We start from the raw sequence: 6,516 nt of genomic DNA, 5'->3' as shown, positions 1-6,516 counted from the left end.
GCTAAGCCTCTCAGCGCCGATGGTACTGCAGGGGGGACCCTGTGGGAGAGTAGGACACCGCCGGACTTCTTTCGTGAAATGGCCACCCAAAGCTGGGTGGCCATTTCTCGTTAACAAAGCGAATAGAGGAAGGAAGCCGACATGACGGACGAGCGACGACCGAACGAGGATGCGCGCCGGCGCGACGGCGAGCGTAAGCCCTTCGTCAAGCGCGAGGGGGAGCGCAAGCCGTACGAGAAGCGCGAAGGTGAGCGAAAGCCCTTCGTGAAGCGTGACGGCGACCGCAAGCCCTATGCACCGCGTGACGGTGAGCGTAAGCCGTACGTCAAGCGTGACGGTGAGCGTAAGCCGTACGCGCCTCGGGATGGTGAGCGGAACCCGTACCAGAAACGTGACGGCGACCGGCCTTACGCCCCGCGCGACGGCGAGCGGAAGCCGTACGCACCCCGTGATGGCGAGCGTCGCCCGTACACGCCGCGCGACGGTGAGCGTAAGCCCTACGTCAAGCGTGACGGCGACCGCCCCTACGCCCCGCGCGATGGCGAGCGGAAGCCTTACCAGAAGCGTGACGGCGACCGGCCTTACCCACCGCGCGATGGTGAGCGGAAGCCTTACCAGAAGCGTGACGGCGACCGGCCCTACGCACCGCGCGACGGTGAGCGTAAGCCCTACGTCAAGCGTGACGGTGACCGCCCCTACGCCCCGCGCGATGGCGACCGTAAGCCGTACGCACCGCGCGATGGTGACCGTAAGCCTTACGCCCCGCGTGACGGTGAGCGTCGCCCGTACGCACCGCGCGATGGTGACCGCAAGCCGTACGCCAAGCGTGACGGCGGGGGCCGCCCGTTCGATGACCGCGATGACCGCCGCACCTCGCGTCCGCCGCAGGAGCAGCGCGAGAGCGGCCCCTCGATCCCGCCTGACGTGACCGCGAAGGATCTGCATCCCTCCGCGCGCAACGAACTGAAGACGCTCAGCAAGGAGAACGCCGAGCAGGTCGGCCGCCACCTCGCGATGGCGGCTCGTCTGATCGACGAGGACCCGCAGCTGGCCCACGAGCACGCCCTCGCCGCCACGCGGCGTGCGGGGCGCATCGCGGTGGCCCGCGAGACCGCCGCCATCACCGCGTACGCCATCGGCGACTACGCGCTGGCCCTGCGGGAACTCCGCACCTACCGGCGCATCTCGGGCCGCGACGACCAGATCGCCCTGATGGTGGACAGCGAACGCGGCGTCGGTCGCCCCGACCGGGCGCTCGAGGTCGGCCGCAGCGTCGACCGCTCGAGCCTGCCGACACCGGCGCGTGCGGAACTCGCGATCGCGATGTCGGGCGCTCAGCTCGACCTCGGTCAGCCCGAGCGCGCACTCACCGAGCTCGACATCCCCGAGCTCGACCCCGACCGGGCCTTCGAATGGAGCCCGCCGCTGTTCGCCGCGCGTGCGACCGTGCTGGAGGAGCTCGGCCGTGACGAGGAAGCGGCGCAGTGGCGACGCCGCGCCGAAGTGGCAGCAGAAGCCATCGACGTCGCGCTCGGCATGACCGGCGATGACGAGTTCCAGGTCGTGGACGAGGTCGAGGAGATCGCGATCGACATCGAGGACGACATCGACGAGACGCCGTCCGACGAGGTCGACGAGGTCGACGAGGTCGACGAGGCCGACCAGGAGGCTGAGGCTGACGATGCCGCTGAGATCGAGGCTGACGAGGCCGAGGTCGAAAGCGCCGACGCGGACTCCGAGCCCGAACCGGCGACCGACGACACCGGCGATGCGACGGCACCGGACGAGGACGCACAGAAGTGAAGCGCCTGTTCGCCCGCGCCGCCGGCTCGACGCCGCTGGACGGTGTCGACGCAGTGCTCGCCGACCTCGACGGCGTGGTCTACGCCGGCCCGGGTCCGCTCCCGCACGCGGTCGAGAGCCTGACCCGCGCGGGGGAGACCCGGCGGCTGGGCTACATCACCAACAACGCCTCGCGCACAGATGCCACCGTCGCCGCGCACCTGCGGGAGCTCGGCCTCACCAAGACGGCACCCGATGACGTCGTGACGAGCCCGCAGGCCGCGATGCGGCTGCTGCGCGAGCGGGTCGCGCCCGGCGCGACCGTGCTCGTCGTCGGCGGCGAGGGCCTTACCGTCGAGTTGGAGAAGGCCGGATACGTCGTCACACGCAGCGCCGATGACGCCCCGGCCGCCGTCGTGCAGGGCTTCGCGCCCGACGTCGGCTGGCAGCACCTCGCCGAGGCCGCCTACGCGCTGGCCCTGCCCGAGGATGAGGGCGGCATCCCGTGGATCGCCACCAACACCGACTGGACCATCCCGCAGGCACGAGGCCTGGCGCCGGGCAACGGCACCCTCGTCTCGGCCGTGCACACCGCCGTCGGCCGCCTCGCGGTGGTCGCGGGCAAGCCCGAGCGTCCCATCTTCGACGAGGCGGTCGCGCGGTTCGGTGCGACCAACCCGCTCTTCCTCGGCGACCGACTCGACACCGACATCGCCGGGGCCCAGGCCGCCGGCATCCCGTCGGTGCTCGTGCTCACCGGTGTCGACCGTCCCAAGCATGTGCTGGCGGCGCCCGCGCACTCGCGTCCGACGTACATCCTCGGCGACCTGCGGGAGCTGCACGAGCCCTACCCCGAGGTGAAGACCTCCGGCGACACCACGACCGTGCGCGACGCGGTCGTGCGCATCGACGGGCCCGACATCCACATCGTCTCGGAGGGCACGCGCCCGATCGACCTGGTGCGCGCGGGATCCGCTGCGATCTGGGCCACCGGACGCGGCATCTTCGGGTTCCGCGTGCCGGAGCGCCTCTACGCCGACCCGTTCCACCGTCCCTGAGGGTCGGCCGCACCGCCTATCCTGGGGGCATGTCGATGGATGCCACACCCGAGCAGCCCGACCTCGATCAGCCGCAGCCGCGTGAAGATCTGCTGTCGGCGCTCGAGGTGATCGAGGAGCAGCCGCTCGAGGAGCGCGCCCAGGGGTATGCGGCCCTTCACGACGAACTGGCACGGCGCCTGCAGCCCGGACCCGCCGACCCTTCGGCATGACGGATCGCCTGGACGCCGCCGTCGCCGCACGCGGTCTCGCCCGCTCGCGCACGCACGCCGCGCAGCTCATCGCCGCGGGCCTCGTGAGCGTCGACGGCCAGCCCGTCGTCAAGGCGTCGGTGCGTGTGCCCGACGCCGCCGACATCACGGTCGCCGCGACCGACCACTACGTCAGCCGCGCCGCGCACAAGCTCCTCGCCGCCCTCGACGCGTTCGACGTCGACGTGCGCGGGCGGGTGGCGCTGGACATGGGCGCGTCGACCGGCGGATTCACGCAGGTGCTGCGAGAGCGCGGCGCCGACCCCGTGCTGGCGGTCGATGTCGGCCACGGGCAGCTCGCGCCGGCCATCGCGGGCGACCCGGGAGTGCGCGCCGTCGAAGGCTTCAACGTGCGGCACATGACCCGCGAGAACCTCGCCGCCGCGGCCGGGTTCGACACCCCGCCGTCGGTGATCACCGGCGACCTCTCCTTCATCTCGCTCGCGCACGTGCTGCCCGCCGTCGCCGGCGTCGGCACCCCCGACGCCGATGTCGTGCTGCTGATCAAGCCGCAGTTCGAAGTGGGCCGCACGGGCGTGCGAGAGGGGCTCGTGAAGAACGCCGGCCTGCGCGCCGATGCCGCCGCCGGGGTGCTGTGGGCCGCGTGGGATGCCGGGCTCGGCACGTGCGGGGTCATCGCCTCGCCCATCGCGGGCACACACGGAAACGCCGAATACCTCGTGCATCTGCGGCCTGGCGTCGACGGCAATCCGACAGAATGGTTGAGCACCGTGAACCGACTGGCGGAGATCGAATGACGCAGCCTCAGCGACGCATCCTCGTCGTCGTGCACGCCCACCGCGGCGACAACGCCGATGCCGCGCGGCGGGTGATGCAGGCGCTGCGCGCGGCCGACGCTCAACCCGTGCTCGCCCCCGATGACCGCGTCGACCTCGAAGCGCTCGACCTCGAGGGCGTCGCGACGCTCGGCGTCGACGTGACCGTCGACGACATCGAGCTGGCCATCGTGCTCGGCGGCGACGGCACGATCCTGCGCGCTGCGGAACTCGTGCGCGAGGGCACCGCGCCGGTGCTCGGCATCAACATGGGCCATGTGGGCTTCCTCGCCGAGATCGAGCGCGACGACATGGATGATGCCGTGCGCCGCGTGATCGCCCGTGACTACGAGGTCGAGGAGCGACTGGCTCTCTCGGTGCGCGTGAAGGATGCCACCAACACCGTGATCTACGAGACGTGGGCGCTCAACGAGGCCACCGTCGAGAAGGCCAGCCGGGAGCGCATGCTCGAGGTCGTCATCGAGATCGACGGCCGCCCGCTGTCGAGCTTCGGGTGTGACGGCGTGGTCGTCTCGACCCCCACCGGCTCCACCGCGTACGCCTTCTCCGGCGGTGGGCCGATCGTCTGGCCGACGGTCGAGGCGCTGTCGGTCGTGCCGCTGTCGGCCCACGCCCTGTTCGCGCGTCCGCTCGTGGTGAGCCCGGAAGCCGCCGTCGCGATCGAGGTGCTCGACCGCACCAACGGCGTCGGCATCCTGTGGTGCGACGGCCGCCGCTCCCACGACCTGCCGCCCGGCGCCCGCGTCGTCGTGCGCCGCTCCACCGAACCGGTGCGTCTCGCGCGCCTGCACCCGGCCGCGTTCACCGATCGCCTCGTGCGCAAGTTCCGTCTGCCCGTCAGCGGCTGGCGGGGACCGGCGGGCCCCGTCGAGGCGGAGGCCCGGTGAGTGGCGCAGGCTGCGGGGCACAGATCGGGGTGATCGCATGATCGAGGAGATCCGGCTGCGCGACCTCGGCGTCATCGCACAGGCGACCCTGCCGATGGGGCCGGGATTCACCGCCATCACCGGCGAGACCGGTGCCGGCAAGACCATGGTCGTCACGGGGCTCGGGCTGCTGCTCGGCCAGCGCGCCGACTCGGGTGCCGTGCGCTCCGGCGCCGCCCAGGCATCCGTCGAGGGAACCTGGATCGTCCCCGAAGACGGCCCGGTCGCCGAACGCGTGCGCGAGGCCGGGGGAGACCTCGAGCCCATCGGCGGTGGCGATGCCGAGCTGTACCTCGCCCGCACCGTCTCGAGCGAGGGGCGTGGCCGTGCCACCGTCGGCGGGCGCACCGCGCCCGCCGGTGTGCTGGCCGACCTCGCCGACCAGCTCGTCGTCGTGCACGGGCAGTCCGACCAGCTGCGGCTGCGCTCGGCCGTCGCCCAGCGCGACGCGCTGGACCGCTTCGGCGGCGCGCCCATCGCCGACGCCGTGCGGGTGTATCGCGAGGCGTACGACCGATGGCGTGCCCTCGATGCGGAGCTGACCGAACTCACCCGCGACCGCGACGCGCGCGCCCGCGAAGCCGAGGACCTGCGGCTGCTGCTGGCCGACATCGAACGCATCGCCCCGCAGCCGGGGGAGGACGACGACCTCGCCCGTCGCTCGGAGCGTCTCTCGCACGCCGAGGACCTGCGACTGGCGGCGGCGACAGCGCATGCGACGCTGTCGTCCGACGACGACGTGCCCGACGTCGTGGCCCTGGCCGCCGAGGCCAAACGCGCCCTGGAGCGCGCCGCCGAACGTGACGAGGCCCTCACGAGCCTCGCCGAGCAGGCCGCCGACATCGGCTACCGCGCCGCCGACCTCGCACAGGCGCTGGCCGGCTACCTCGCCGACCTCGACGAGACCGGTCCACAGGAACTCGCCGCCGTCGAAGAGCGCCGCGCGGAGCTGGCGACCCTCACCCGTGTGCACGGGACGGTGGATGCCGCGATCGCGCTGCTGCAGACCGGCTCGGCGCGCCTGGTCGAACTCGACGACGACGGCGACCGCATCGGCCGGCTCACCGAGGAGAGCGCCGCGGCATCGACCGTTCTCGACGCTGCGGCCGCCGCTCTCACCACCGCGCGCACCGAGGCCGCCGAGCGGCTCGGCGCCGCCGTCACCGAAGAACTGCGCGCGCTGGCCCTGCCCGACGCCCGGCTCGTGGTCGACGTCGCCCCGGGCGCAGCGTCGGCCGCAGGGCGCGACGAGGTGACCATCCTCCTCGCCCCCCACCCCGGGGCGGAACCCCGGTCGGTGGCCAAGGGGGCATCGGGCGGCGAGCTCAGCCGCGTCATGCTCGCCCTGGAAGTCGTGATCGCCGGCACCGACCCGGTGCCGACCTTCGTGTTCGACGAAGTGGATGCCGGCATCGGCGGAGCCGCCGCCATCGAGGTGGGCCGTCGCCTGGCGCGGCTGGCGGAATCGTCGCAGGTCGTCGTGGTCACCCACCTCGCCCAGGTCGCCGCTTTCGCCGGCAACCACCTCACCGTCGTGAAGGCCAACGACGGGTCGGTCACCGCCTCGAGCGTGCGCCGGCTGGAGGGCGCCGAACGCGAGGCGGAGATGGCCCGGCTGCTGTCGGGCATGGCCGACTCCGACGCCGCGCTGACACACGCACGCGAGTTGCTGAGCCTCGGCGCCGCAGGGCTGATAGGATGA

General features: G+C 72.4%; 6 protein-coding genes and 1 rRNA gene. All 7 read left to right on the top strand.

All coding sequences use genetic code 11. The features are described from left to right. Positions 1–66 (top strand): 5S ribosomal RNA (gene rrf / locus H9651_RS15125); the annotation flags it as partial. A gap of 75 nt (positions 67–141) precedes the next feature. Beyond that, positions 142–1,803, top strand: a complete 1,662-nt coding sequence (locus H9651_RS14095; RefSeq protein ID WP_191719960.1) for a primosomal protein — start codon at positions 142–144, stop codon at positions 1,801–1,803. Positions 1,804–1,808: 5 nt separating this feature from the next. After that, positions 1,809–2,840, top strand: coding sequence for an HAD-IIA family hydrolase (locus tag H9651_RS14090; protein WP_191719967.1), 1,032 nt, complete (start codon positions 1,809–1,811; stop codon positions 2,838–2,840). Positions 2,841–2,869: 29 nt separating this feature from the next. Continuing rightward, positions 2,870–3,052, top strand: coding sequence for a hypothetical protein (locus tag H9651_RS14085; protein ID WP_191719968.1), 183 nt, complete (start codon positions 2,870–2,872; stop codon positions 3,050–3,052). Continuing rightward, positions 3,049–3,849: a TlyA family RNA methyltransferase gene (locus tag H9651_RS14080; RefSeq protein WP_191719959.1), complete on the top strand. Its 801-nt coding sequence runs from the start codon at positions 3,049–3,051 to the stop codon at positions 3,847–3,849. Before H9651_RS14085 ends, H9651_RS14080 begins: the two co-directional genes overlap by 4 nt. After that, positions 3,846–4,775 carry an NAD kinase gene (locus H9651_RS14075; RefSeq protein WP_191719958.1) on the top strand — a complete coding sequence of 310 codons (930 nt, stop codon included), beginning with the start codon at positions 3,846–3,848 and terminating at the stop codon, positions 4,773–4,775. Before H9651_RS14080 ends, H9651_RS14075 begins: the two co-directional genes overlap by 4 nt. Before the next feature lie 37 nt (positions 4,776–4,812). Further along, positions 4,813–6,516, top strand: a complete 1,704-nt coding sequence (recN, locus tag H9651_RS14070; protein WP_191719957.1) for a DNA repair protein RecN — start codon at positions 4,813–4,815, stop codon at positions 6,514–6,516.

Origin of the sequence: Microbacterium pullorum, assembly GCF_014836535.1 — a bacterium.
GTDB lineage: Bacteria > Actinomycetota > Actinomycetes > Actinomycetales > Microbacteriaceae > Microbacterium > Microbacterium pullorum.
This window is presented reverse-complemented; position numbering and strand designations above follow the sequence as displayed.

Excerpts from the sequence above, each read along its gene's own strand:
- H9651_RS14080 (WP_191719959.1), top strand. The coding sequence starts at position 3,049 with ATGACGGATCGCCTGGACGCCGCCGTCGCCGCACGCGGTCTCGCCCGC.
- H9651_RS14085 (WP_191719968.1), top strand. The coding sequence starts at position 2,870 with ATGTCGATGGATGCCACACCCGAGCAGCCCGACCTCGATCAGCCGCAG.
- H9651_RS14095 (WP_191719960.1), top strand. The coding sequence starts at position 142 with ATGACGGACGAGCGACGACCGAACGAGGATGCGCGCCGGCGCGACGGC.
- H9651_RS14075 (WP_191719958.1), top strand. The coding sequence starts at position 3,846 with ATGACGCAGCCTCAGCGACGCATCCTCGTCGTCGTGCACGCCCACCGC.
- recN (WP_191719957.1), top strand. The coding sequence starts at position 4,813 with ATGATCGAGGAGATCCGGCTGCGCGACCTCGGCGTCATCGCACAGGCG.